Origin of the sequence: Intrasporangium calvum DSM 43043 (genome assembly GCF_000184685.1) — a bacterium.
Classification (GTDB): domain Bacteria; phylum Actinomycetota; class Actinomycetes; order Actinomycetales; family Dermatophilaceae; genus Intrasporangium; species Intrasporangium calvum.
On the sequence record NC_014830.1, the window covers coordinates 291,283 to 314,973 of the forward strand.

26 protein-coding genes and 2 tRNA genes are annotated in these 23,691 nt (G+C 70.8%); 17 read left to right on the forward strand and 11 right to left on the reverse strand.

What is annotated here, in order from left to right; all coding sequences use genetic code 11:
* The first annotated feature begins 25 nt into the window (after positions 1–25).
* Together INTCA_RS01355 and INTCA_RS01360 are read left to right on the forward strand one after the other, a co-directional pair.
* Entirely contained in the window at positions 26–307 is a 282-nt protein-coding gene (locus INTCA_RS01355; protein WP_013491145.1) for a DUF6458 family protein, read from the forward strand.
* Between the two features lie 92 nt (positions 308–399).
* The gene (locus INTCA_RS01360; protein ID WP_013491146.1) at positions 400–1,788 is read left to right on the forward strand and encodes an acyltransferase family protein; all 1,389 of its coding nucleotides are present in this window, start codon (positions 400–402) and stop codon (positions 1,786–1,788) included.
* Positions 1,789–1,794: 6 nt separating this feature from the next.
* Here INTCA_RS01360 and INTCA_RS01365 read toward each other — a convergent pair whose 3' ends face one another.
* From INTCA_RS01365 to INTCA_RS01380, 4 genes are all read right to left on the reverse strand, one after another.
* Positions 1,795–2,799 (reverse strand): GNAT family N-acetyltransferase, encoded by a 1,005-nt coding sequence (locus INTCA_RS01365; protein ID WP_013491147.1) that lies wholly within the window; start codon positions 2,797–2,799, stop codon positions 1,795–1,797.
* Between the two features lie 144 nt (positions 2,800–2,943).
* Positions 2,944–4,806, reverse strand: coding sequence for an acyl-CoA dehydrogenase (locus INTCA_RS01370; protein ID WP_013491148.1), 1,863 nt, complete (start codon positions 4,804–4,806; stop codon positions 2,944–2,946).
* A 160-nt stretch (positions 4,807–4,966) separates the two neighbouring features.
* A complete protein-coding gene (locus INTCA_RS01375) occupies positions 4,967–5,599 on the reverse strand; it encodes an alpha/beta hydrolase (protein WP_013491149.1) in 633 nt (210 codons plus the stop codon).
* Positions 5,596–6,231 (reverse strand): NADPH-dependent F420 reductase, encoded by a 636-nt coding sequence (locus INTCA_RS01380; RefSeq protein WP_013491150.1) that lies wholly within the window; start codon positions 6,229–6,231, stop codon positions 5,596–5,598. The genes INTCA_RS01375 and INTCA_RS01380 overlap by 4 nt, the downstream gene beginning before the upstream one ends.
* A gap of 88 nt (positions 6,232–6,319) precedes the next feature.
* Here INTCA_RS01380 and INTCA_RS01385 point away from each other — a divergent pair, with 88 nt between their 5' ends.
* Positions 6,320–6,772 carry a MarR family winged helix-turn-helix transcriptional regulator gene (locus INTCA_RS01385; RefSeq protein WP_013491151.1) on the forward strand — a complete coding sequence of 151 codons (453 nt, stop codon included), beginning with the start codon at positions 6,320–6,322 and terminating at the stop codon, positions 6,770–6,772.
* A gap of 122 nt (positions 6,773–6,894) precedes the next feature.
* On the opposite strand, the gene INTCA_RS01390 is transcribed toward INTCA_RS01385, so the two are convergent.
* The 4 genes from INTCA_RS01390 to INTCA_RS01405 form a co-directional block, all read right to left on the reverse strand.
* Positions 6,895–6,965, reverse strand: a tRNA-Gly gene (locus tag INTCA_RS01390).
* Positions 6,948–7,847, reverse strand: a complete 900-nt coding sequence (locus INTCA_RS18885; protein WP_013491152.1) for a hypothetical protein — start codon at positions 7,845–7,847, stop codon at positions 6,948–6,950. The genes INTCA_RS01390 and INTCA_RS18885 overlap by 18 nt, the downstream gene beginning before the upstream one ends.
* A 129-nt stretch (positions 7,848–7,976) precedes the next feature.
* On the reverse strand, positions 7,977–10,166 hold the full coding sequence (locus INTCA_RS18470; protein ID WP_013491153.1) for a cell wall-binding repeat-containing protein: 2,190 nt from the start codon (positions 10,164–10,166) through the stop codon (positions 7,977–7,979).
* Complete coding sequence (locus INTCA_RS01405; RefSeq protein WP_013491154.1) at positions 10,163–10,717, reverse strand: hypothetical protein; 555 nt, start codon at positions 10,715–10,717, stop codon at positions 10,163–10,165. Before INTCA_RS01405 ends, INTCA_RS18470 begins: the two co-directional genes overlap by 4 nt.
* Before the next feature lie 509 nt (positions 10,718–11,226).
* Between INTCA_RS01405 and INTCA_RS01415 the strand changes: the two genes are divergently transcribed.
* Positions 11,227–11,556, forward strand: a complete 330-nt coding sequence (locus INTCA_RS01415; protein WP_013491155.1) for a nucleotidyltransferase family protein — start codon at positions 11,227–11,229, stop codon at positions 11,554–11,556.
* Positions 11,546–11,893 (forward strand): HepT-like ribonuclease domain-containing protein, encoded by a 348-nt coding sequence (locus INTCA_RS01420; protein WP_013491156.1) that lies wholly within the window; start codon positions 11,546–11,548, stop codon positions 11,891–11,893. Before INTCA_RS01415 ends, INTCA_RS01420 begins: the two co-directional genes overlap by 11 nt.
* A gap of 126 nt (positions 11,894–12,019) precedes the next feature.
* On the opposite strand, the gene INTCA_RS01425 is transcribed toward INTCA_RS01420, so the two are convergent.
* A tRNA-Gly gene (locus INTCA_RS01425) sits at positions 12,020–12,093 on the reverse strand.
* A gap of 83 nt (positions 12,094–12,176) precedes the next feature.
* On the opposite strand from INTCA_RS01425, the gene INTCA_RS01430 reads away from it, so the two are divergent.
* The 12 genes from INTCA_RS01430 to INTCA_RS19360 all read left to right on the forward strand — a co-directional run bounded on the left by INTCA_RS01430 (position 12,177) and on the right by INTCA_RS19360 (position 22,404).
* The gene (locus INTCA_RS01430) at positions 12,177–12,608 is read left to right on the forward strand and encodes a hypothetical protein (protein ID WP_013491157.1); all 432 of its coding nucleotides are present in this window, start codon (positions 12,177–12,179) and stop codon (positions 12,606–12,608) included.
* A gap of 166 nt (positions 12,609–12,774) precedes the next feature.
* Positions 12,775–13,638: a hypothetical protein gene (locus INTCA_RS01435; RefSeq protein WP_148236447.1), complete on the forward strand. Its 864-nt coding sequence runs from the start codon at positions 12,775–12,777 to the stop codon at positions 13,636–13,638.
* A gap of 9 nt (positions 13,639–13,647) precedes the next feature.
* Complete coding sequence (gene dcd / locus INTCA_RS01440) at positions 13,648–14,226, forward strand: dCTP deaminase (RefSeq protein WP_013491158.1); 579 nt, start codon at positions 13,648–13,650, stop codon at positions 14,224–14,226.
* A gap of 23 nt (positions 14,227–14,249) precedes the next feature.
* On the forward strand, positions 14,250–14,951 hold the full coding sequence (locus INTCA_RS01445; protein WP_013491159.1) for an alpha/beta fold hydrolase: 702 nt from the start codon (positions 14,250–14,252) through the stop codon (positions 14,949–14,951).
* Positions 14,952–15,110: 159 nt separating this feature from the next.
* On the forward strand, positions 15,111–16,229 hold the full coding sequence (locus INTCA_RS01450; protein WP_013491160.1) for an ABC transporter ATP-binding protein: 1,119 nt from the start codon (positions 15,111–15,113) through the stop codon (positions 16,227–16,229).
* Positions 16,226–16,873, forward strand: coding sequence for an ABC transporter permease (locus INTCA_RS01455; protein ID WP_013491161.1), 648 nt, complete (start codon positions 16,226–16,228; stop codon positions 16,871–16,873). Before INTCA_RS01450 ends, INTCA_RS01455 begins: the two co-directional genes overlap by 4 nt.
* Positions 16,870–17,655, forward strand: a complete 786-nt coding sequence (locus INTCA_RS01460) for an ABC transporter permease (protein WP_013491162.1) — start codon at positions 16,870–16,872, stop codon at positions 17,653–17,655. Before INTCA_RS01455 ends, INTCA_RS01460 begins: the two co-directional genes overlap by 4 nt.
* Before the next feature lie 2 nt (positions 17,656–17,657).
* A complete protein-coding gene (locus tag INTCA_RS01465) occupies positions 17,658–18,581 on the forward strand; it encodes an ABC transporter substrate-binding protein (RefSeq protein ID WP_013491163.1) in 924 nt (307 codons plus the stop codon).
* Positions 18,582–18,692: 111 nt separating this feature from the next.
* Positions 18,693–19,457 (forward strand): alpha/beta fold hydrolase, encoded by a 765-nt coding sequence (locus INTCA_RS01470; protein ID WP_013491164.1) that lies wholly within the window; start codon positions 18,693–18,695, stop codon positions 19,455–19,457.
* 2 nt (positions 19,458–19,459) lie between these two features.
* Positions 19,460–20,794: a cytochrome P450 gene (locus tag INTCA_RS01475; RefSeq protein WP_013491165.1), complete on the forward strand. Its 1,335-nt coding sequence runs from the start codon at positions 19,460–19,462 to the stop codon at positions 20,792–20,794.
* A gap of 57 nt (positions 20,795–20,851) precedes the next feature.
* A complete protein-coding gene (locus INTCA_RS01480; RefSeq protein ID WP_013491166.1) occupies positions 20,852–21,874 on the forward strand; it encodes a WD40 repeat domain-containing protein in 1,023 nt (340 codons plus the stop codon).
* Entirely contained in the window at positions 21,871–22,404 is a 534-nt protein-coding gene (locus INTCA_RS19360) for a WD40 repeat domain-containing protein (RefSeq protein WP_013491167.1), read from the forward strand. Before INTCA_RS01480 ends, INTCA_RS19360 begins: the two co-directional genes overlap by 4 nt.
* Positions 22,405–22,597: 193 nt before the next feature.
* On the opposite strand, the gene INTCA_RS01490 is transcribed toward INTCA_RS19360, so the two are convergent.
* Entirely contained in the window at positions 22,598–22,786 is a 189-nt protein-coding gene (locus tag INTCA_RS01490) for a hypothetical protein (protein WP_013491168.1), read from the reverse strand.
* A 117-nt stretch (positions 22,787–22,903) separates the two neighbouring features.
* A complete protein-coding gene (locus INTCA_RS01495) occupies positions 22,904–23,623 on the reverse strand; it encodes a hypothetical protein (RefSeq protein WP_013491169.1) in 720 nt (239 codons plus the stop codon).
* Between the last annotated feature and the right edge of the window lie 68 nt (positions 23,624–23,691).

The following is a 23,691-nucleotide window of genomic DNA, read 5'->3' on the forward strand; positions in this document are numbered from 1 at the left end:
GAGAAGGCACGGAGAAGGAGACGACATGGGTATCGGACTCGGTATCACGTTGCTGGTTCTCGGGGCGATCCTGACGTTCACCGGACTCGACGAGAACATCCTCAACTACAACCTCGACACCGTGGGGATCATCCTCATGGTGGGTGGCGCACTCGCCCTCATCATGGGCATCATCCAGAACGCCCAGCGCACGCGGCACACCACGGTCACCGAGCACCGCGGAGCGCCCGAGGTCGTCGAGCGTCGCGGCCCGGACGTCGTCGAGCGTCGCGACGAGATCATCGACCGCCGGGACGAGCGGTACTGATCCCTCCCTCATCAGGTTCCTCCCACGGACCCACGAAGGCGGGTTGGGCGCAAAGTGACGCGCCCGACCCGCCTTCGTAGTTCCATGGGAGAGTGACGACCCGTTCCACGACGGCCTCACCCGACCCGGCCGCGCAGGCTGCCGCGGCGACCCCCGCGCACCGGGATCGCTGGGTCGACGCCCTGCGGGCCGGCTCCCTGCTCGTGGTGGTCCTCGGTCACTGGCTCATGGTGGGTCTCACGCCGGGGGGCGAGATCACCAACGCGCTCACCGAGGTGCCCGCCCTGCAGCCGCTGACGTGGTTCCTCCAGGTCATGCCGATCTTCTTCCTCGTCGGTGGCGTGGCTCACTCGTACGCGCTGGAGTCGCTCGACCGCCGCGTGGCGCCGGGTACGCCGGGCCGCTACGCGACGTTCTTCCGGGGCCGGGCGGTGCGCCTCCTTCGTCCGACGCTCGCGTTCCTCGCGCTCTGGGTCGCGCTCGGTGTCGTCGCCCACGTGACCGGACTGACGGCGCGGCCGGGGACCGTCGGGCGGTTCGCCCGCGATGCCCTCGTTGGCGTGCCGCAGCTGCTGTGGTTCGTCGGCATCTACCTGGGGGCGTGCGCGCTCGCTCCGGTGATGCGGACGTTCCATGAACGATGGGGGCCGTATGCCGCTGGGCTCCTCGCCGGGGCGGCTGTCCTCGTGGACGTGGTCCGGTTCAATGCGGTGGGGCTCGCCGGCAACCTCAACTTCGCCCTGGTGTGGCTCGCCTTCCACCAGCTCGGGTTCCTGTGGCGGGACGACCGGCTCACCCCTCGCGTCGGATGGTTGATGGTCGTGGCCGGCTACGCCGGGATGCTGGTCGCCGTGACCGTCGGCCCCTACCCGACGTCGATGGTGGGCCTCCCGGGCGAGCCGGTCTCCAACATGGCCCCGCCGACCGTGGCCCTGCTCGCCCAGGGGATCGGCATCTGCGGCCTCGCCGTGGTGGCCCGGCCTGTGATGAACCGGGTCCTCCGGCGCCCCCGTGCGTGGCTGGTCGTGGTCCGGGCCGCGCCGTTCGCGATGACCGCCTTCCTGTGGCACCTCACGGCGCTCATGGTCGTCCTCGTCACCTTGTGGGCGCTGGGGGTCGAGCAGCCGGCGGTGGCGTCGTGGAGGTGGTGGTTGACGAGGCCGCTGCTCTTCGCGGTGCTCCTCGTCGTCACGGCTGTCGTCGTGGCGGTGTTCGTCCGTTTCGACCGGGGGCCCCGTACCGCGTCGGACGTCCCGACGACGGCAGCTCGTCGCTCCGATGTCGCGGCGGCGCTGTCGGCGGTCCTGGTCTTCTTCGGGATCCTGATGGTCTCGATCGTCGGGGTCGACGTTCTCGGCAGCCGACCCGTCTTCTTCCTCCTGGGGGAGGTCACTCCGGTCGTGGGCCTCGGGGTGCTCGCTGCCGGTTTGGCCGTGCTGCCAGGAGCCAGCCGCGCCTGGTGGCACCGCGCCGCTGGCTGACCGGTCTCAGTCCAGCTTGCGCTGGTAGGCCGGACTCAGCTCGACGACGTGGAAGCCGAGCGCCTCGTTGATGCTGACCATCCAGGAGTTGGTGCCGTCGTTGCCGGTGACGACCCGGCGGCGCTCGGGGTGGTCAGCCTGCAGCCTTCGGAGGTTCTCCACCTTGATCGCCATTCCGAGGCGGCGGCCACGGTGCTCGCGGTGGACGTAGGTGCCCCACTGGAACACGGTGGTCGGTGCACCGGCCGGCAGCACGAGGTCCGAGTAGCCCACGACCTCTCCGGCGGCACCCAGGGCGACCGTCGTGAGCCGGGTCCGGGCCATCTGCCGTTCCACGCCGAGGTGCTCCCGGTAGCGGCCGGGACTCATCGACTCGGGCTCGTACTCGATCTCCCCGGTAGGGGCGTCGACGATGAGCTGGTTCATCACCTCGCACAGGGACGGCTGGAGCGCCTCCGGCACTCCGTTGACATAGGTCTCGAGCCGGTAGTCGCCGGCCCACCTGGGCCGGCTCGCGGAGTCCAGGTGCTGCAGCTGGGAGTCGGGAACGGGAAGATCGAGGTGGCGGACGACCTCGGTGTTGCTCAGGGTGTAGCCGTGGCGCTCGACGAAGCGCCGGTACCCGTGCTCCGGCTCGTCGACCGGAACCATGAACTCGGTGACGAGCGAGGTACGGCGGGCATCCTTGGCCCGCTCCACCACGCGGTCCATGAGCGCGGAGCCGTGGCCGCGGCGGCGGTGCTCAGGGTGCACGTGGAGGTCGCACCACGCGAGCCAGGTGTTGTCCTCCATGGGCAGGTAGAGCATGGCGAGGCCGGTGACCTCACCGTCGTGCTCGGCGACCCAGATCTCCTTCGGCTCGGCCTGGTCCTCGTGCCGCCAGTCGACGACGGTCTCCTCGAACGACGGCGGCTCGTACCACGGTCGGCCGACCGCCCGGCTCGCGGTGAGCGCCTGGTGGGCCTGCCGGGTGAGGCGGTCGTCGTTGACATCCAGCTGAACGGTGCCCATGGACACGACGGTAGGCAGGTGCCCGAGGCGGGTGCCACCGAGTTTCCGCCGGCCCTCGTCGAAAGAGCAGTTCGTGACACGCCTCCCACATCGAAAGAGCAGTTCGTGACACCGCGGGTGTCACGAACTGCTCTTTCGATGGTGTCAGAAGGCCGACTCGGGCACGTCCATCAGGTCGTTGTCGATGCTCTCGGCGATGGCCCGCTCCGCGGCGAGCTTCGGCAGGACGTTCTTCGCATAGAAGGACGCGGCGGCCACCTTTCCCCGGTAGAAGTCGGCGTCCCTGCCCGTGGCGCCCGCGTCAAGGGCGGCCTGGGCGATGGCGGCCTGGCGGAGGAGGAGCCAGCCGACGATGAGGTCACCGGCGCTGAGGAGCAGTCGCGACGTGTTCTGGCCCACCTTGTAGAGGTTGGTGATCTCGCCGCCGACGCGCGGGTCGCTCTTCATCAGGTCGTTGATCATGTGACCGACGATGGCCTGGACGTCCTCGAGGGCCTTGCCGAGGAGCTCGCGCTCGGTGTCGAGCGAGCCACCGAGGTCCTTGGCGAACTCCTGGATCTGACCGGCGACGTGCTGGAGGGCCTGGCCCTTGTCCCGGACGATCTTGCGGAAGAAGAAGTCGAGCCCCTGGATCGCCGTCGTGCCCTCGTAGAGGGTGTCGATCTTGGCGTCCCGGACGTACTGCTCGATCGGGTAGTCCTGCAGGAAGCCGGAGCCGCCGAGGGTCTGCAGCGACTCGGTGCCGAGCAGGACCCAGGCCCGTTCCGACCCCAGGCCCTTGACGATCGGCAGGAGCAGATCGCTCACCCGGCTGGCGAGCTCGGCGTCGGAGCCCTTCTCGACCGCGACGGTACGGTTTCCGTTCTGGGCCTGGGCGACCGTGTCGAGCTGGGTCGCCGTGTACAGGACGAGCGCGCGCAGCCCCTCGGCGTAGGACTTCTGGAGCATGAGCGAGCGGCGGACGTCGGGGTGGTGGGTGATCGTGACGCGCGGAGCGGTCTTGTCGGTCATCTGCGTCAGGTCCGCGCCCTGGACGCGCTGCTTGGCGTACTCGAGCGCGTTGAGGTAGCCGGTGGAGAGGGTGGCGATGGCCTTGGTCCCGACGAACATGCGCGCGTTCTCGATGACGTGGAACATCTGGGCGATGCCGTCATGGACGTCGCCGAGGAGCGTGCCGACGGCTGGCTCCTTGTCTCCGAAGGTCACCTCGCACGTGGTGCTGACCTTGAGCCCCATCTTGTGCTCGACGTTCGTGACATAGGCGCCGTTGCGCTCACCCAGCTCACCCGTCTCGAGGTCGACGTGGAACTTCGGCACGATGAAGAGCGAGAGCCCCTTGGTCCCGGGGCCGGCACCCTCCGGCCGGGCGAGGACGAAGTGGACGATGTTGTCGACGAGGTCGGACTCCGCCGACGTGATGAAGCGCTTCACGCCCTCGATGTGCCACGTGCCGTCGGGCTGCTGGATCGCCTTGGTCCGTCCGGCGCCGACGTCCGAGCCGGCGTCCGGCTCGGTGAGGACCATGGTCGTGTGCCAGGCCTTGTCGACGATGTGCTTGGCCAGCTTCTTCTGGTCGTCGGTGCCCAGGTGGTAGAGCAGGTTCGCGAACGAGTAGCTCGCGGTGTACATGTGCACGGCGGGGTTGGCGCCGCAGACCATCTCGGCGGTCGCCCAGCGCAGTGACGGTGGGATGACCATGCCGCCGAGCTCGGCCGGGACGTCGAGGTTGCCCCAGTCGCCGTCGACGTAGGCCTTGAACGACTTGTGGAAGGACTCGGGCATCGTCACCGAGTGGGTGGCCGGGTCATAGACGGGCGGGTTGCGGTCGGAGTCGAGCAGGCTCTCGGCGAGCTCGTTCTCGGAGAGGCGGGCCACCTCGCGCAGGATGTCCTTGGCGGCGTCCACGTCGACGTCGCTGTAGAGGCCCTGTCCGAGGATCTCGCCTCGGCCGAGCACCTCGAAGAGGTTGAACTCGAGGTCGCGTACGTTGCTCTTGTAGTGGCCCATGGGGTCCTCCACTCGCTCTCGTCAGGAAAGATGACGCCCTTCGGGCGCACGCCAAGTTACTGGCGGGTCACTTCCATGATGCTACTGCTCGGTAACGAATGCAAGAGGGTGTGGGGAGTCGAACAGCCCCCGGCTCGGCACCGGGGGCGTTCCACGGGCGTCAGGCCTGCGTGATGGAGGCGACCCAGTCGCGCAGCTCGGCCGCCGTCTCCCCGGTGATGCCGTGGCCGCCCGGGTCGCGACGGGTGCGAGCCGTCGCGCCGGACTCGCCGGTGACGTAGTCCCAGGTGCGGTCGAGCAGCTCCCGCGGGATGACGTGGTCCGCGTCGCCCTGCGCCACGAACACGTCTGTGCCCGCCAGGTGCCCCGGCGTCACGGGCACGCCCGCGTCGAACGGGAGGGTTCCGTAGAGGATGGCCGCACCGGCGAAGCGCTGCGGGTCCGCGAGGAGGAGCCCCCCGGCGAACGCGGCGCCACCGCTGAAACCGACGAGCACGACGGGCCGGCCAGCGGGGGCCACACCGTCGAGCCACTCGCGGAACCAGGCCATGGTCGCCGTCAGCGACTCGGCCACGGGTCGCCCGATGCCGCGGTTGGCGAACCAGGCGTAGCCGCCACCCTCGCCGATGGGCGCTCGCACCGCAGCGTAGGCGGGGCCGTCGGGCAGATGGGGAGCGATCGAGAGGATGGAGCGCTCATCCGCTCCACGGCCGTGCAGGAGGACGACCAGGGGCGCGGCCGGGTCCTCGGACCCGGCCCACGCCACCTGCGCGGGACCGAAGTCCGAGCTCACTGGGCTTCCGTCGGGCCGACGAGCTTCCAGCCGCTCTGCCAGGTCCAGCCGTTGCCGGCGTTGAGCGAGATGTTGAGGAAGGCCATCTCCTCGAGGGCGCGCGCCATCCGGAGGCTGCCGGCGTCGATGACGCGGTAGCCGAGCGAACCGGCCAGCTCTGCGGCCTTGGCCTTGGCGGCGGCGTCGTCGCCGGCGATGTAGGCGTCCAGCGGCTGGCCACCCTCGCTCGGGTTGCCGTGACGGCTCGCGAAGATCGTGTTGAAGGCCTTGATGACGGGGACGCCGGGGACGCGCTCCTGCAGCTCCTCCGCAGCGGACCGGTCGGTGGTGAACGTGTCGGTGAAGCTCTCGTTGAGCGGGTTCGTCGCGTCGATGACGACCTTGCCCTGCAGGGCGTCGCGCAGCTCGTCGGCGACGGCCGGGACCGCGAGGCCGGGGATGGCGAGGACGACGACGTCCGCGTCGCGCACGGCCTCTGCGTTGGTCGCAGCTGCGGTCGCGCCGGTCCGGCCGGCGACCTCGGCGGCGTGGGCGGCGTCGGCCGCGGACAGGGTGACCGAGTGACCGGCTGCGATTGCGGCGCCTGCGAGCGCGCCGCCGACGTTGCCGGAACCGATGATTGCCACGTGCATGATGTCTCCTCAGTAGATTGATTGACTCGTCAACTATCTTGCACTCCGAGTGGCGGCGTGTCAAATAGTTGCGTGTTAAACTACTTTCATGACCACCACGACCACCGACCACGACCTGGTCTCCACTTTCGGCCTGCTCATGGAGGCGTACAACTCCTTGGAGAAGCAGCTCGGCGACTCCTTGGAGCGCGAGGCCGGCGTGCCGCACACCTGGTTCGAGGTCATGCTGCGCATCTCCCGGGCTGACGCCGGCCTGGCCCCCATGGGGTGTCTGGCCGAGCAGGTCGCCCTCACTGGGGGCGGCGTCACCCGGATGGTCGACCGGATGGTGGCGGCCGGCCTGATCGAACGGGTCCCCTGCGCGCAGGACCGCCGGGTCGTCTATGCAGCCCTCACCACGCAGGGCCAGCAGGTCCTCACGAAGGCGGTCGCGGTGCACGAGGGCAACCTGCAGCGCATCCTGTCCGACTTCGCCCCGGGCGAGCTCGACACGCTCGACGAGACGCTTCGACGCCTCCGCACCGCGCGCCTGCCCGACTGACCCCGCCGTCCACCCAGGGGGACGTATGCCGCTGGGCCGGCTCAGCGGCATACGCCTCCTTGGGTGGGAGGTTGCGGAGACGACGGAGGGCCCGGTCAGCTGACCGGGCCCTCCGTGCGTCGAGCGGGCGGCAAGAATCGCACTCACGTCTCCTCCCTGGAAGGGAGGTGTTCTGCTACTGAACTACACCCGCGGGGTGCGGGTCGATGTTAGCGGACACGGGATCGGAGACCGAATCGGGCTCGCCGAACTCGTCGTGTGGGTCGTCCAGGTCGCGGGCGCCGGCCGGGATGAAACCCAGTCGTTTGAGCAGGCGGGGGCCGGGCTCGGCCCAGATCGGCCAGCCGCCCTGAGGCTCCCTCGCCGCGATCTGGCGGTACAGCGCGGTCGTCATCTCGACCGTGACGTCGCCGAAGAAACCATCCGCGATCTGGGTCTCCTTCAGGTGGTTCGCGGCAAGGATCCTCGCGCGAGTGGCTGCCGCGAGCCGGCGCCACACCGCAGCCTGGTAGCGCTTGACGTCGCCGTTCCTGCGTCCGTGCTTGAGGTTGGCGACGGCGATGGTCGCCTGCGGTGCGGGTGGTCGCACGCCCTGCCGGTCGCTGCGGTACTGCTTCCACGTCTGGCGCAGATGGGTCCGGTCCCCGTCGTCGGGGTCGCTGCCGACGAGGCCGTTCCCACCGGAGTACCAGTCGCGCAGCTGGGTCCGCGCCTCCGGGGAGAGATGACGGCAGTCCTTGAGCAGCATGTGCAGGTGGGAGGACCACTTCTCACTGAGCCACTGCCTCCGGGTCGGCGACCACCATGTCGGCTCCCGGATGTCGGCGTAGAAGCCGATCCGCCGCGCCAGGCCCTCGAGCCGGAGCTTCTGCTCGGGAGTGAGGCCCCGCAGGGCGAGATCGACGTGTCCACCCCCGGAGCCCGTCCCCGCCGACGCAGTCCGGCCGACCTGGTACGAGCCGAACCCCTTGATGGGCGAGACGAGGATGTCCTTCCCGGATGCCCGCGCGAGCTCGTCGAGCGGCTCCTTCAGGCAGGGGCAGATCGTCACGCCACGCCACGTCGGATGGGTCATGCTGCCTCCTCACGGTTCGCTGTCCATGGTGTCCCGTGGAGGCTCCCCGCGGGAGGCGAATGCCCGGATCGTCAGGGGCTGGGTCAGGGGCTGGGTCAGGGGCTGGGTCAGGGCTGCGTCAGGGCTGGGTCAGGGGCTGGGCGGCACCTCGTAGTTGTAGAGCCGCTTGGACACTGCGTCAGAGACCGCAGCCGTGCCACCGAGCACGACGACCTTGCCGGGCGCGAGGCGAGTCAGCTCGTCGGCGGTCGTCGCCGGCAGGGTGTCCGGGCGGGTGATGAGGACGGGGCCGCCCAGGTCGCCTCCCATGGGTCCGCCGGAGAGCGCGTCCGGGAAGTTGGTCCCCGTGGCGACGAAGACCACGGGCACGCCCGGAGAGAACGTCCGTCGTGACGTCTCGGCCGCGGTGGCGAAGCGGTCGTCGCCGGCGACCCGGACCACGGAGGGCGCGTAGTCGTGGAGGACGGACTCGACCTCAGGCGAGATCGCGCTGGTCCCGCCCAGCACGACGATGCTCGCCGGGTTGAGGCGGCCGAGCTCGGTGAGCGTCGGCGCTGGCACGGTGGCACTGGTCGTGAGCAGGAGCGGCCCCCCTCGGAAACCGCCCGCGGGCCCGCCGGCCAGAGCGTCGGGGAAGTTTGCGCCGGTGGCGATGTAGGCGACCGGGACGCCGGTGCCGAAGGTTCGAGCGGACACGGCCGCCGCCGTCGAGTACCGGTCGGCTCCCGACACGCGCGTCACGGTCGGGGCCCACACGGCGAGCTCAGACCTGACCGCGTCCGAGACGGCCGCCGTTCCGCCGAGGATGACGATCTCGGCGGGCTTGAGCCGCTGCAGTTCGGTCTCGGTGTCCACCGGGAGCGAGCTCCTGGTCGTGAGCAGGACCGGCCCGCCCCGGTACCCGCCCGCCGGGCCGCCGGCGAGCGCGTCGGGGAAGCTGGCGCCGGTGGCGATGTACGCGACGGGGGCTCCCGGCGCGAAGGTCGCCGCCGAGGCCGCGGCTGCGGTGGCGTAGCGGTTGATGCCGGCGTATCGGGGGGCGCTCGGTGACAGGGCGGCGGTGGCGGTCCGCAACGAGGGGAGGGTGGCGTAGAGGTACTGCCCGGGGCATTCGGTCTGGTTGACGTTCCGGTGGCCCGAGATGTTGTCGTACGTGACACCGCCGATCGTCGTCGTGCCGAGGACGTCGAAGCGGTGCACGTCCGCCTTCCACGCGATGAGGTCGCGCAACGCCGTACCGATGGCCTGTTTGTCAGCATCCGGTGGTGCGGTCGTCTCGAAATCGCCCAGGACGGAGGCGCCCATCGACCAGGAGTTGACGCCGTAGGCGTGCGCGCCGACGACGGCCCGGTCCACGCCACCGTAGCGACCCTCCCAGATCCGGCCGAACCGGTCGACGAGGAAGTTGTAGCCGATGTCGCGCCAGCCCCTCGTCTTCACGTGGTACGCGTAGATGCCCCGGATGATGCCCGGCACGTCCGCCTCGGAGTAGCTGTTGGACCCGGCCGTGTGGTGCACGACCGCGAGGTCCACCGAGCCGTAGTCCGGCTCGGAGGGGTCGCGGAGCGTCTCGTCGGCGCCCCAGTCGGCACGGGTGCGGATCACCGGCTCGGCCACGCCGGTCATCGTCCCCGGCGTGGTCGAGGTGCCGGGTGTGCTGTCCGAGGTCGTCGGGGCCGTGGGCTGGGGGGAGGTCCCAGAGGTCCCCGGATCGATCACTGCGAGCTGCGCGTCGTCGGGCGTCGACCCGTCCGCGGCGAGGACTCGGACCTGGACCTGCTCGGAGTCCGTCGTCACGAGCGGTGCGGAGCCGTCGCGCGCCCCGCCGAGCTTTGCGGCTGCCTCCTTCGCTTCCGCGTCGTCAGGGGCGTGGTCGCCATCGAGCTCGAGGAACGCCCAGTCCGACCACGTCGACCCGTCGAGGGTGCGGTACTGGATGCTGGCACCGGGGGCGGAGCCGGCGCGCCAGGTCACACCGACGACGCCGAGGTCGGGAAGGGTGACGGGCGTCGAGGCGGAGACGACCTTGACGGATTTGCCGCCGGCGTGCTCGGCGGCCTCGGCGGAGTCAGCGGCGGCGAGGGCCGTGACGCCCGGCACCTGGTCGGCCCCGAGGAGCGCGTGGTTCGTCTGGCGCGTGGTCGGCGGGCGGGTACTGGCCGACGCGGTGACCGTTGACGAGGCGCGGGCCGGGGATCCGGTCTCGCTCGGCTGGACCTGGGCAGACGCCGAGGCTGCCGCGGAGAGCACGAAGGGCAGGAGGAGCGCGGCGGCCGCCAGGGTCGTCGGTCCCAGGTTTCGTCTGGTGGAGGGGGTCATGGAGAACCTTGGAATAGGGTGATTTCGGGCACAGGGACTCTACCTTCCCACGGTTGGGGCAGCACGGCTTCCGGGACGCTGAAGACGAGCGCGCGCCCGAGCTGGGGACTCCAGTCCTCGTCGGCGACCACTGGGCACTCGTGGTCGGCGATCGCGATGTCGGACCGCCGGATCACCTGGGCGAAAGTGCCGTCGAGTCCGGTGTCGACCGGCTGCACAGCGTGGTAGGGCTCGCGGTCGGGTGGGTCGACGACGGTCGGCGCGGCGTACCGTGCGGTCCCCCCACCGAAGACCCAGTCCCACCCCTTGCCTCGGGCCACGGCCTGGGTCGCAGCGCCGCGGTCGGCGCACAGGCTCCCCAGGTTCGTGAGAGTCCAGATCTCAGACGGGTCGTATGCCGCCCAGCTCGCTTCCAGCCCAGCCCCCGGTTCCGACGTGGCGAGGACCGGGTAGTCGAGGGCCCTGGCCTTCTCGTCCCCGAACAGGTCGGGGCCGAACATGCCGAACGGCCCCTTGCCGGTGATCGACAGCACCTTGGTGGCCGGCTGCACCAGGCCAGGAGGGAGGTTGGTCAGTCCGGTGACGACGGCCAGCGGGAACGTCGGGGGCGCTGCGGTGGGGATCGGGGAGGAGGAGGACGACGGTGCGCTGACCGAAGCTGTCGCGGTCGCGGCAGAACCGGAAGAGGCGGTCGGGGCGGTCGGCGCTCTCGCGGGTGGCCCCGCGGTGCTCGTGCAGGCAGCGAGAGTCAGCAGCGCGAAGGCGCCTGCAGCACTCCGGACTCTCCCCGCACAGTCCACTCGGCCAGCGTAGGCGCGCAGCCCGCCGAGGGTGGGTCGCGACCCGCTGGAGGAGGGTGTCAGTTCAGGATGTCTTGAGCCAGCACAGGGAGCGGCGGTTGGACGCGGTCGGTACGAGGGTTGGCCTTCACGGACGCGAGTGAGGTCGCGCGGGTGCGGGTGCATCGGAAGACGTCACATCGGTGGGTCGGTCGGTGTTTGCCGGGCGAGCCCGACGCTGGGGAAGTCGTGATGTGACGCGACGCCGATACGATGGGGCTATGACCGAGACTGCAGCACCGGCTCGTGGGCCACTCAGTGGCCCAACAGGCCGACTCGTCGCAGCTCACCGGGAGGAGTTGCGCGAGGTGCTGCGCCGCCACGGTGTGACCAACGCCCAAATATTCGGAAGCGTTGCGCGCGGGGACGATCGCCCCGGCAGCGATCTCGACCTGCTCGTCGAGCTCCCCCGCGGGACGAGCCTCTTCGACCTGGCAGGCATTCAGGTCGAGTTGGAAGAGGTTCTGGGCGTTGAGGTCGACCTCGGAACCATCGGAAGCCTCAAGCCGCGCATCCGTCCGCGCGTGGAACGAGACTTGGTTGCTCTATGAGCCGTTCGGACTCGACCGGCTCTATGACATCGCCGACGCAATTGCGGCCATTCGGTCCCATGTTGCACAGGGGACTCTCAGCGAGGCTGTGGTGTTCGACGCGGTGCGGATGCGACTCCTCGAAATCGGCGAGGCCGTCAAGGGTCTCAGCGAAGAACTCACAGCAAGGGAGCCTGCCATTCCGTGGCGCACGATTGCGCGGTCGCGAGACAACTTGGCCCATCACTACTTCGCGACCGAACTGCAGATCGTCGAGGACACCATCAAGGCGGACTTGGCGCCACTCGACGAGGCCGTCGCCCGGCTGATCGCGGAAGTCGAGCGGCCGAGAGGGTAAGGCGCCTCCTGTGCCGTGGAGCGCGCATCACCCTCTATTGCACGTATGTTGCCCGCTGGCTGTATGAGGCCTCGGGAACGACGAAGCCGCAGGCCGGGACATGTGGCCTGACCTGCGGCTTTGCGTTGGAGCGAGCGACGGGAATCGAACCCGCGTATCCAGCTTGGGAAGCTGGCGCTCTACCATTGAGCTACGCTCGCGAAGCCGCTGCACCGAGGTGTCGGCGGCACGCGGCGTCAGTGTAGCCGACGCTGTGCCGCTCCACCGAAGGACCCTCCACCGCATGGATCTCGTCAAGCAGGACGCCCTGATCACGCATGTCCGGGAGCGGGGCGGCCACGAGACCCAGGTGGCCGTCACCCTCGAGCAGTTCTTCGACGGCAACGACTGTGAGTGGTGCATCGCCCCGAACCGGTCCGAGGACCTCACCCTCGGCGACGTCCGCCGCGCCCTCGTCGAGCTGCGCGGGCACCCGGACGTCCACGACGTGCTCGTCGAGCTGGACCAGCTCGAGTTCGGGACCTACCCGGACGACGAGTGGCCGTACGCGAGCGGAGCCGCCGTCATCACGACCCTCATGCCGGACGAGGTCGACGCGTTGCTCCTGGAGGTGGAGGTCGACCCGAGCGGGGGGCCGGCCTCCAGCCTCGACTGGCTCGTCGACGCGCCGGCCATCCCGGCGGGGCACCACTACGTCGGCGTGTGGTGGAGCTGACGAGGTCAGGGGCGATCTTGGCGGCGGCGTGGATGTGCTGGAGGGCCCCACGGCTCAGCAGCACTGCCGTCGTTCCGGGAGTGACGCTGAGCAGGTAGCGAACCGTGTGCGTGTTGCTCGTCCCGGGCGGCCCGTAGAGCAGGACCCCGCGCTTGAGGTGCTGCCCGTGCCGCTGGAGCCGAGCGCGCTGCCGCCCGATGCCGACGACGTGGTGCTCGATGCGGTCGAGCGTCCCCGTCGGGAGGACGATGTCGGCCGCGGTGAGGTCGGGGCGCTCGAGGAAGGTGGCCCCGGCCAGTCCCGGGCCGTACGGGTCAGCGGCGAGGGTGATCACCTGGCCACGCAGGATGCTGCGCTCGTCCATCAGTGCGCGCAGGCGAGCCACGACCCGCTCCGCCCGCTCGCGCTCCGGAGCCAGGACCTCGAGGACCGCGGCCTCGCGACCGACGTGCGGGTTGCGACCCAGGATCCGAACGGCGACCGGCAACTCGTCGTGGCGGAAGAGGCGGATCCCCGAGCTGATCACCTGTCTCGTGTCCTCCGGGCGCGGCCCCGTGTCCAGCCGGAGGTAGTCGACCTGCCCCACGGGGACCCGGCCCGGCCCGTGCTGCCCGCTCTGGAGCAGGTCGCCGAGCGTGAAGTGGTGGCGCATGTCCCCGCCACCGATCCCGATGAGCTGCGCCCCGGGGTCGGGCTGCGCCAGCTCCTCCAGGGCGATGTCGGCGTCGACGAGCCGGTGCTGCGGGACCTCCTCGGTGACGACGGCGAGCCCTTCTGCGGCCATCCCGAGGTGCGCCGTCAGGACCTCGACCAAGGGCGTGCCTCCCGAGTCCGGGGGGCCGAGCTCGAGGTCCATCCGCCGGAGCACCCCTTGGAGCTGCCGCATGAACTCGAGGACCTCGCCGTCCCCGCCGAACCCCTGTCCCGTCATGTCGCCCAACCCAGGCCGACCCGGAGACCGCGGAAAGGGCTGGGAGCGAGCTGGGCGGCATACGACATCGACGCCGGTCAGCGGCACTGCGCGCGGTAGCCTCCCTACGTGCTGCTCTCAGACAAGGACATCCGGGCCGAGGTCGACGGCGGGCGGGTCGTGCTCGACCCCTGGGACCCGGCGATGATCCAGCCCTCGAGCATCGACGTGCGGCTCGACAAGTACTTCCGGCTCTTCGACAACCACAAGTACCCCTACATCGACCCCGCCCAGGAGCAGCCCGACCTGACGCGCCTCGTCGAGGTCGGGCCGGACGAGGACGGCTTCGTCCTGCACCCGGGTGAGTTCGTGCTCGGGTCGACGTGGGAGAAGGTGACCCTCCCCGACGACCTCGCCGCGCGCGTCGAGGGCAAGTCCTCGCTCGGCCGGCTCGGGCTGCTGACGCACGCCACGGCGGGCTTCGTCGACCCCGGCTTCTCGGGCCACGTGACGCTCGAGCTGTCCAATGTGGCGACCCTGCCGATCATGCTCTACCCGGGGATGAAGATCGGGCAGCTCGCGTTCTTCCGGCTCAGCTCGCCAGCCGAGAACCCTTACGGGTCAGGCGTGTACGGCTCGCACTACCAAGGTCAGCGCGGGCCCACCGCCTCCCGCTCCTTCCAGAACTTCCACCGCACCCGGGTGTGAGCGCCGTCCCGACACCAGGCCGTATGCCGCTCGCCTCCTTGGCGTGGGACGCGCGGCCCGCGCGGGCCGGGGCGGTCGCGCTCGTCCTGCACGGGGGAGCGGTCGACGGGCGCGAGCCCAACCACCCGTGGTCGCACAACGTGGCCCGGCTCGTGCCGTTCGCCCGGGCCCTGCGGAAGGTCCCCGGTCCGCTCGCCGTGGCCCGACTGCGGTTCCGATACCGCGGCTGGAACGGCGCCGAGGCGTCACCGGTGGAGGACGCCCGGTGGGCGCTGGCGCAGATCCGCGCCGACTACCCCGACGCGCCGGTCGCCCTGGTCGGCCACTCCATGGGAGGGCGTACGGCCCTGACCGTCGCCGACGAGGACAACGTGCGACTCGTCGTCGGCCTCTCGCCCTGGATCGAGCGCGGTGACCCGGTTCCGCGCGACGGACGGAAGACCGTCCTCATCCACGGTGACCGAGACATCATCACGCCGCTGTCCGCGTCGCGCCGGATCGTCGAGGGGCTGCTCGACGACGGGCGTGACGCGACCCTGATCCGCGTCGCGCGCGGCGACCACGCGATGCTCGTGCGGGCGGGCCTGTGGAGCACCCTCGTCGTGGACATCGTCGGATCGACGTTCGCCCGAGAGCTCGGGGGCTGGTCCGAGCCGCGGTCCGGGCCGATCGGCGCGGTCGTCGCGCGCGCGGTGCACGGCAGCGGTGGCATCCTCGACATCTGACGGCAGCGCGCCCCTGCCGCCGGATCGCCTCTCGCAGCATGGTTGGTCAGAGGTATTCAGCGACTCCCTGTGGTCGACCATCACCTCGAACGACGGTTCCTCGAAGTCGGCCACTCGGTTTCCCCGGCCGTGTCGCACCCGGTCGGTAGGTTGGGCGGCATGATCCGCTTCGAGCGCGTCACCAAGACCTACGGTGCCGGCACCGCCGGGGCGACGACCGCGGTCGACGACCTCACGCTCGAGGCCCCCACCGGCCGGATCACCGTCCTCGTCGGCCCGTCGGGCTGCGGCAAGACGACGACGCTGCGGATGGTCAACCGGATGATCACGCCGACGTCCGGCACCATCACGATCGACGGTCGGGACACTGCCGCTCTCGACGTCGCCGAGCTGCGCCGCAACATCGGCTACGTGATCCAGCATGCCGGGCTCTTCCCGCACCGCACCGTCGTCGACAACGTCGCGACCGTGCCCCGCCTCCTCGGTGTCGACCGGCGCACCGCCCGAGCCCGGGCGATGGAGCTCATCGAGCGGGTCGGTCTGGACCCCAGCCTCGCCCGGCGCTACCCGGCCCAGCTGTCCGGCGGGCAGCAGCAGCGTGTCGGCGTCGCCCGTGCGCTCGCTGCCGACCCGCCCGTCATGCTCATGGATGAGCCCTTCTCCGCCGTCGACCCGGTCGTGCGCGAGCAGCTGCAGAACGAGTTCCTCCGGTTGCAGTCCGACCTCGGCAAGACGATCCTCTTCGTCACGCACGACATCGACGAGGCGATCAAGCTCGGCGACCAAGTGGCGGTCCTGCGCGTCGGCGGCGTATTGGCCCAGCTCGACACGCCCGCTCGCCTCCTCGCCGACCCGGTCGACGACTTCGTCGCCGAGTTCGTCGGGCGCGACCGCGGCTACCGGGCCCTCGCCTTCGAGGACGCGCCGGAGCTTGCCCTGACCACCGAGCCGACGACCCGTCTCGGCGCGCCCGGCGACGAGGTGCGGGCGATCGGCCAGCCCTGGGTGCTCGCCCTCGGCGCTGACGGCGACCCGGTCGGCTGGGTGCGGGCCGACGCCGTGACGACCACCGTCGACGCCACGCTCCTCCACCGAGGCGGCACCGTCGCCCGGTCCGACGGCTCTCTCCGCGCGCTCCTCGACGCGGCCCTCAGCTCCCCCAGCGGTCGCGGCGTCGTCGCCGACCGTGACGGCCGCTTCCTCGGCACCATCCTCGCGTCGCAGGTGGTGCCCGCCATCGAGGCCCGTCGTGAGCACAAGGAGGTTCCGGCCTCGTGAGCTGGGCCCTCGACCACCTCGGCGAGATCCTCTCGCGCGCAGGTCAACACGCCTGGCTCGCCGGGATCCCCTTGGTGCTCGGGCTGCTCATCGCGCTGCCGCTCGGCTGGCTCGCCGCGCGCAAGGCGTGGCTCAAGGGGCCGCTGCTGAGCGGCACCGGCCTGCTCTACACGATCCCGTCGCTGGCGCTGTTCATCCTCCTGCCGAGCATCCTCAAACGCGGCATCCTCGACCCGGTCAACGTCATCGTCGCCATGACGATCTACACCGTGGCGTTGCTGACGCGAACGGTGGCGGACGCGCTGTCGAGCGTCGACCCGTCCACCCGGGCGGCCGCCACGGCGATGGGCTACGGCGGCTTCGCCCGCTTCCGTGCCGTCGACCTGCCCCTCGCCGTCCCGGTGCTCGCGGCCGGCCTGCGCGTCGCCGCCGTGAGCAACGTCAGCATCGTCAGCGTGGCCTCGCTCATCGGCGTCAACCAGCTCGGCTACTTCCTCACCAACGGCTATGCGCGCAGCTTCGCCACCGAGGTGTGGGTCGGCATCATCGCGTGCGTCGCGCTCGCCGTCGTCTTCGACGTGGCCATCCACGGGATCGCCCGCCTGCTCACGCCCTGGGCTCGAGCGGCGGAGGCGAGGTCATGATCGACGACCTGGTCACCTGGCTGCAGGACCCGGCCCACTGGAGCGGGCCCGACGGCGTGCCGGCGCGGCTCAGTGAGCACGTGGTGTACACGGCGGTCACGGTCCTCGTCGCCGTGGTGCTCGCCGTGCCGCTCGGGGCGTGGGTCGGGCACACCGGGCGCGGGCGCTGGCTCGTGACCGGCGCCAACGCGCTGCGCGCCGTCCCGAGCCTCGGGCTCCTCTTCGCCATCTCGATGCTCGTCGGGCCGCTCATCCAGAGCAGCCTCGCCTTCACCCTGCCGAGCATCATCGTCCTCGTCATCCTCGCCATCCCGCCGCTGTTGTCCGGCAGCTACGCCGGTGTCGAGAGCGTCGACCCCGCCGCCCGGGACGCAGCGCGCGGCATGGGCATGCGTGGTCCCCAGGTCCTGGCCCAGGTCGAGCTGCCCATCGCCATGCCGCTCCTCCTCTCCGGGCTGCGGTCCGCCACCCTGCAGGTCATCGCCACGGCGACGATCGCGGCGTCGATCAGCCTCGGCGGGCTGGGTCGCTACCTCATCGACGGGCTGGCCGCCCGGGACCTGTCCCAGATGGTGGCGGGGTCCGTCCTCGTGGCCCTGCTCGCGCTGTTCACCGACGGGGCGCTTGCTCTCGTCCAACGTTTCCTCGTCTCGCCGGGAATCTCCGGCAGACGCACCCGTGTTGGACCTACCGACGTCGCCCGGATCGGCTCCCCCCGAGCCGGCGTCAGCTCCACCCCACGTGGCACCAGCCCCGCGGTCTCCCCCAACGGAAGTGACTGAAGATGCCTCGCACGCGCACCCTGCTCGCCGGACTCCTCGCCGCCGCGGTCCTTCCGCTCGCCGCCTGTGGCAGCGCCGAGGATCCTCTCGCCCCCAGCCAGCCGGCCGGCACGAACGCCGGCACGGGCGGCGCCTCGTCGGTGACGATCGGTTCAGCCGACTTCCCCGAGTCCGCGCTCCTCGGCGAGATCTACGCGCAGGCGCTCGAGGCCAAGGGCGTCACCGTGCAGCGCCAGTTCAACATCGGCAACCGCGAGACCTACCTCAAGGCGATCGAGGGCGGGGAGGTCGACATCCTCCCGGAGTACACCGGCTCCCTGACGAACTACTTCGACAAGACCGTCACCGCGACCAACCCCGACGAGGTCTACGACGCGCTCAAGAGCAAGCTCCCCGGCGGCCTCACCGTCCTGGCGAAGTCCACGGCAGAGGACAAGAACTCCATGGTCGTGACCAAGGAGACCGCTGATGCGTGGTCCCTCAAGGCGATACCCGACCTCGTCGCCCACCAGGACGAGCTGTCGATCGCCGCGCCGCCCGAGTTCCGCACCCGACAGCAGGGCCTCGTCGGTCTCAAGGAGGTCTACAACCTCGAGCCGAAGGAGTTCCGCCCGCTCGCCAGCCAGGCCACCGTCGAGGCGCTCAAGAACGGCCAGGTCAAGGCCGCCAACATCTTCAGCACCGACCCCTCCATCGCCGCCAACGGGTTCGTCGTCCTCGAGGACCCCGAGCTGCTCTTCGGCTCGGACAACGTCGTTCCGCTGGTTCGCGACGACGTCGCCGGATCGGTCCAGGCGCCGCTCGACGCCGTGTCGGCCAAGCTCGACACGACAGCCCTCGCCGACATGGTCAAGCAGGTCGTCGTCGACAAGAAGGACGCGAGCGTCGTCGCCAAGGAGTGGCTCACCGGGGCGGGCCTCATCTGACGCGGGTGCCCCGTCCCCGACGGGGAGGGCGGGAGGAGCGGCGCGGCAGGGACGCGCGGACTAGGCTCAGCGGCATACGGAAACCTGTTTGTCGGAGCTCGAAGGAGAGTCATGTCGATCGCTCATCGCGTCGTCGGGTCCGGCCCGCGCACCGTCATCGTCAGCCACGGCTGGTTCGGTTCCTCCGAGGGCTGGGGGCTGTTCCCCGACTACCTCGACGGTGACGCGAACACCTACCTCTTCGCCGACCTGCGCGGCTACGGCGCGCGCAGGGACGTCGAGGGCAACCAGACCCTCGACGAGATCGCCGACGACCTCATCGCCCTCGCCGACGAGCACGGAGCGGAGCGGTTCGCCCTCCTCGGACACTCGATGAGCGGCGCCTTCATCCAGCGGGTCCTCGCACGCGTTCCCGAGCGCGTGGAGGCGCTCGTCGCGCTCTCGCCGGTGAGCAGCAGCCCGTTCCCCTTCGACGACGCCGGCCGCGAGCTCTTCTGGGGCGCCGTCGACGACCGCGACAAGCGGTACGCGATCATCGACTACACGACCGGCAACCGCAACTGCGCCCCCTGGGTCAACCGGATGGTCGACTTCTCGTTGGCGACGTCGACCCGCGACGCCTTCGCCAACGCCCTTGAGGCCTGGGCCAACCCGGACTTCGCCGACGAGGTGCGCGGCAGCGACGCTCCGGTCCTCGTCCTCGTCGGTGAGCACGACCCCGCGCTCAGCGCGGACTACGCCCGCGCCTACTGGCTGCCGCTGTTCACCAAGGCGAAGATCGAGGTCATCCCCAACGCCGGGCACTACGCGATGTTCGAGACGCCGGTCAACCTCGCGACCCGGATCGATGACTTCCTCAAGGACGTCGGCTCCTGACCGTGTCGGAGACGGCCGAGGCGACCCGGCTGCTGCACGACCCGTCCACCTATGTCGACGGCGTGCCCTTCGGGGTGCTGGCCGACCTGCGCCGGGAGCACGGTGTCGTGCGGGTCGAGGAGCCGGCGCAGGTCGGCTGGCCCGAGGGGCCCGGCTACTGGTTGGTGCTGCGGCATCCCGACGTGGTGCGGGTCCTCCGCGAACCGCGCACGTTCTCGTCCTGGCTCGGCGGCACGCAGATTCGTGACCCCGCGACGCCGGCGGACCTCGCCTTCGTCCGCCGGATGATGCTGAACATGGACCCGCCCGAGCACTCGCGCCTGCGCCGGATGCTGGCGAAGTCCTTCACGCCGCGGGCCGTCGCCGCCCTCGAGGGGCAGATCGGCGCCCACGCCCGGACCATCGTGGACCGGATGCTCGACGGCCCGCGTGAGTGCGACTTCGCCAAGGACGTGGCCGCGGACCTGCCCCTGCTCGCCCTCGCCGACATCCTCGGTGTGCCGCCTTCGGATCGTTGGCTCATGTTCGACTGGTCGAACCGGGTCATCGGCTGGCAGGACCCGGACTACGCGTCGAGCGCGGCGTTCACCGGCGAGGGCGGGTCCGATCTGGCGGCGGCAGCGTTGGCGGTCCGGCCGTCGCCCGGGCCGGACGGCCGGATGCCAGATCCCCGGAGTCGCGCGGGCATGCCCGACCTCTACACGTATGCCGCTGGGCTGGGTGAGCGCAAACGCGCCGACCCCGGACACGACGTCATGTCGATTCTCATGGCGCAGCGCGACGACTCGGCGGGTGGGGACGGGCACGTGTCTGTCGAGGAGTTCGAGAACCTCTTCTGGCTCTTCGCCGTCGCCGGCAACGAGACGCTCCGCAACGGCCTGCCGGGGGCGATGATCGGGCTGCTGGACAACCCCGATGCGCAGGAGGCGTTGCGCCGCGACCCGGCCCGGATCGCTCCCGCCGTCGACGAGCTGCTCCGGTGGTGGACTCCCGTGATGACGTTCCGCCGGACGGCGACGGTCGACACGGAGATCGCGGAGCAGCCGATCGCGGCGGGTGACAAGGTCGTGGTGTCGTTCGCGTCGGCGAACCGCGACGAGGCTGTGTTCGCCGACCCCGACGGGCTCGACCTCGACCGCAACGCCAAGGCCCACCTGGCCTTTGGGCACGGGCCGCACTTCTGCCTCGGGGCGCACCTGGCCCGGGTGCAGATGAGTGCGCTCTTCACCGAGGTGCTGACGCGGACGTCGTGGATCCAGGCCGCGGGGGAGCCTGCCCATCTGCGCTCCAACTTCCAGCGTGGGGTGAAACGGCTGCCGGTCCGCTGGACCGCCTGAGCCGCCGACACCGGCGAGCCGCGCTGGCAGGTCGACTCGGGCGGTCCTCAATTCCACATGCCCACCATCTCGCCCGATGCCCAGCGCGTGGCGGTGCAGCACTACGGCCCGGGCCAGACCCTCGAGCTGCGCTCGGCCGCTGACGGTGCGGTGCGGTGGAGCAAGACCCTCGAGGACCTGGGCGACCAGAGCCCCGAGGGACCCCTGGAGGACATGGCCGACGGCGTCGTCTGGCTCGATGCGTCGACGCTGGCCGTCGTGGGCGCAACCCAATGGCTCGAGCTCGACGCGGACAGCGGCGCGATCGAGAAGGCTCACCCCTTCCCCGACCAGCTGCCCTTCATCACCGAGGTCCGCGACTTCGGGGGTGGCCGGTTCGGGGTGTCCGTCGAAGGAGACCAGACGCTCGTCATCGACCGGAGCCGGCCGACTGACGGAGGACAGCGGATCGACGGTTACCTTTTCGGTCATCCCGGCACGGGCCGAGCGGTCACCGTGGTCGAGCACAAGGCTGACAACACCATGGCGCTGACTCCGCTGCGCTCCACCCGGGACCCACGGCCCGCAGGCGGGTCCGTGACCGTCGACGGCTTCGCCCCCTGGGTCAGCTTCACCCGGGACGGCGCGCAGCTCGTCGTCTGCGTGGAGAACCGGGTGGAGCTTCGAGATGCCCGGACCGGAGCCCTTCGACGAACGTTCGTCGGGCACAGCGGCTCGGTGATGCAGGCGCGCGTCGCCGGGTCGGCACGACCTGGTCTGGACGGCAGGGCGGGACGGCGCGACCGCTTCGGCGAGCTTCCCCTGGGTGAGTGCCCGGGCGACTGCCAAGTGGCAGCCACGGCGATGAGCCCCGACGGTGCGACCGCCTACGGCTCCGTCGAGTACATCGTCGACATGGGCCCGGGCGACCGGGGCGTCGTCGTCGCCTGGGACGCGGCCACGGGTGAACGCAGGGCGACGTGGCCGACGCCCTGGCCGGCCTACAGCATCTCCGTGACCCTCTCAGGACGCACGGCGCTCCTCAACGGCCGGTGGGGCTGGGGCCTCATGGACCTGTCCTCGGGCGCGCTGGTGTGGTGAGTCGTGACGACGGCCTGCACCTGGTCGACCTGCGAGACGGTCGGGTCGTGACGACCAGGACGAGCGACGACCTGGCGGCGTCGTTCACGTGGACGGCCGACGGGCGGACCTTGGTGGCGGGCACGATGGGGGGCCGGGTCCACTTCGTCGACCCGAGCACACTCGCCGACCGTGCTCCCTCGCGTCTCGTCGTCGGCGGGTTCGTCATCGACCTCGCGACGAGTCCCGACGGGAAGCTCATCGCCAGCCTCGGCACCGACGGCGACGTCATGCTGTGGGACCCCGCGACGATGCGCCCCTATGGCAGGCCCGTGACCGGGATGCGGTTGTGGGGCCTGTTGTCCTTCTCCTCCGACAGCGACACCGTGCGGGTCCTCTTCGAGAACGGCACCCGGACCGACATCGACGTCGACCCGGACGACTGGGTCCGGGCCGGATGCAGGGTCTGGGGCCGCGACCTGAGCGCCGAGGAGTCGGCCGTCATCCGCCCCGGCCAGCCGCCTCGCTCCACCTGCGCGGGCCTCATCTGACCGGAGCCACCTTCAACACGCGTGACCACCGTCGAGCCCCGGCCGCGACCGCGTCGGACGCGAATCCCCCGTCCCGGCCACCGCGCTCGCCGAGCGAACGGTGGGAGCGAGCCCAGCGGCATACGGCATCGGCTGGTCGGCACACGGAGTCGCCGGCCGCCCCCCGGCCAGCCGGCGCCTCCGCCCCCCACCCTCAGTCGTGCTGCTCGGTGTACTCCACCGCCGACTGGACGTCGGTCAGGTGGAACGGGTCGTGGGTCGTACCGACCTCGACGCCGCAGTGCGAGATGTTGACGTAGACCGTGGCCCGGAAGGTCGGCTCCATCTCGTCCGTGTAGCCGGCGTGCGTCGCCGTGCCCGCCTGGTCGAGGCCCTCGTGCACCGCGTGGACCGCGCCAACCCTCGGGCGGCCGGTGTGGCCGCCTCCGAGACGAGGGTCACGCGCCGTGGTAGCGGTTGGGTCGCGGTTCGGTCGCGACCCCACCGCTGGCCGAAGCCGTCAGTGGGCGGCCTGCGAGCGGACTTCCTGCATCGCCATCGGCAGGGCCGCGGTCGTTCGGCTGGCAGCCTGCTCGGCCGCGACCGCCTTGGTGTCGTCGATGGCCTGCCGCAGCAGTCGGACGAGGTCGGCCGACGGGTCGTCGACGCAGGCCCGGGCGATGCCGTTGACGGCCAGGGCCACGACCTTCGCGGCCGCTTCAGCGCGCAGGTCCCGCGTGCCCACCCGACGGACGAAGTCGTGGGCCCACTTCTCGGCGCCCGGGACGGCGGCGAGGGCGGCCGTGGTCTCCGGTGTGAGCTCGTCGGGGTCGCGGCCCGCGAGGTCGTTGAGGTGCCGCTCGGCACCCATCACGGCGAGCGCCATGATGTTCTGCCGCTCGGCCGAGGCGATGGGCAGCGCGGCCAGGGCCGCCCGTCGCATCAGCAGGGGTGCCACCCGCCGGTCGTCGGGGTTGAGCCCGACGACCTCCGGGATCATCACGGCGAGCTCCTGCCGTCGGACGTCGCCGAGGGCGTCGTTGACGCAGCGGGCCAAGGAGGCGAGGACGGCATGGGTGCACTTGGGGTGGTCGCTCCACCGTTCGCCCGCCAGGTAGGAGGCCATCTCCATGAAGCAGGCGCCCTTGCGGGGGTTCCGATGGCGGCCACGGGAGAGGACCGGCACTCCGTCCGGCACGGTGTCGAGCGGCTGGGGCGTGGCGGCTGGTCGACCGAACATGTTGGCTCCCTGGTGTGCGGTGCGCTGACCTCTACCCAGCATGCGCGCAGTGACACCCGCGTGACCAG